This is a genomic window from Azotobacter beijerinckii (assembly GCF_900110885.1).
Classification (GTDB): domain Bacteria; phylum Pseudomonadota; class Gammaproteobacteria; order Pseudomonadales; family Pseudomonadaceae; genus Azotobacter; species Azotobacter beijerinckii.
Window position 1 is genome coordinate 1 of sequence record NZ_FOFJ01000165.1, and the last position, 1354, is coordinate 1354.

A 1354-nucleotide genomic window follows, 5' to 3' on the forward strand; every position below is an offset into this window, starting at 1 on the left:
GTCAGAGAGGGGCGATACGAACTTCACAAGGGCGGATCCTGGCGCTGCTGGGGCGAGGTGCTTAGTATGCGGGAAAATTTACGTTCAGGTACTTACTCGAAGACCTTTCCAACGCCTCCTCCGCTGACATCGTAGCGGCGTAGCATTTCCAGGATGATATCCTTGGCACTGACCCAGTCGGGCAGGCTACCGATCAGCCTGACGCCAACGATACGCGGCATCTTGACGTAGAAGGGCTCTCCGGCGATCGCCATTGCTACCTCCAACCCCCCGGCCCCGATGGCGAGCATCCCCATCGATCCGGCCGCGCAGGTGTGGCTGTCGGAGCCCAGCAGGGTGCATCCTGGCCGGCCGAAGTGCTCCATGTGCAACGGGTGGCTCACCCCGTTGCCCGGGCGGCTGTACCAAATGCCGAAGCGCCGACAAGCGCTCTGCAAGAAGAGATGGTCGTCGGCGTTTTTGAAGTCCGTCTGCAGCAGGTTGTGGTCGACATACTGCACCGAAACCTCCGTCCTGGTGCGCTCGAGCCCCATCGCCTCGAGTTCGAGCATCACCATCGTGCCTGTGGCGTCCTGAGTGAGGGTCTGATCGATCTTGATCGCGATCTCTTCACCCTCGCGCATTGTTCCTTCGAGCAGGTGCGATGCGATCAGCTTCTGGGTGACGTTTTGCAGCATGGGACCCTCCGGTAAGGAGAAGGTACGCATTACTTATTATTGTAGGTGCTGCTCGGGAGGCCGATCCTCGGTACATCGGTACCGACAAGTCCCTTACTCGCAATCCCTGTGCATGCGGTCGGGCAGGCGGCCAATCAGACGTCCAACTCATGGCGGAGAAGAAGGCCAGCCATTTCAAGGAACTCAAGGAATGCTAACCTTTGCTGCTATTCCGCTATAGCCACGCCGATATATATGTCAACGGAACCGGATTCAGGTATTTCTTGAAGGATCTCGCGGGGAACTGGAAATCCGCCAAGAAATACCCCGACCTTTCGGCCGGAGTATTTACGGGCTAGTTAATGGGAACCGGCTCAGACCTGATTGCCAGGAATGATGTGGACATTGTCGATGGCATTTGCCGCCTCATCCGAGCCGACGATGCCGATGACCACCTCGGCCTGGGTGGCGCCGCTGTCGAGCGCCGAGACCCAGAACTCTTTGCCGGCCTCGTCGGCCGGACGGCCCAGGGCGTTCTGGTAGAGCAGGTCGACGAACGCTGCGTTGTCCGGCGAGCCGTTGGTGTCCTGGAACTCTGCCGAGCTCAGGAAGCCGTTGGCGATGTCGGTCAACGATGTACCGTTGTCGACCTGGTCGAGCCAGTACTGGGCGCCGCCCGCGTCGGCATCGCGGTCGAA

The 1354-nt window shown here is 59.7% G+C and carries 2 protein-coding genes; both read right to left on the reverse strand.

Annotated features, from left to right (window positions below):
* Positions 1-92 precede the first annotated feature (92 nt).
* On the reverse strand, positions 93-677 hold the full coding sequence (locus BMY22_RS23380; RefSeq protein ID WP_208599393.1) for an aconitase family protein: 585 nt from the start codon (positions 675-677) through the stop codon (positions 93-95).
* Positions 678-1030: 353 nt separating this feature from the next.
* Positions 1031-1354: DUF4214 domain-containing protein (locus BMY22_RS23385; RefSeq protein ID WP_143068634.1), on the reverse strand; the 324-nt coding region annotated here is incomplete at its 5' end.

Coding starts and splice junctions, on each gene's coding strand:
- BMY22_RS23380 (WP_208599393.1), bottom strand. CDS start 677: ATGCTGCAAAACGTCACCCAGAAGCTGATCGCATCGCACCTGCTCGAA.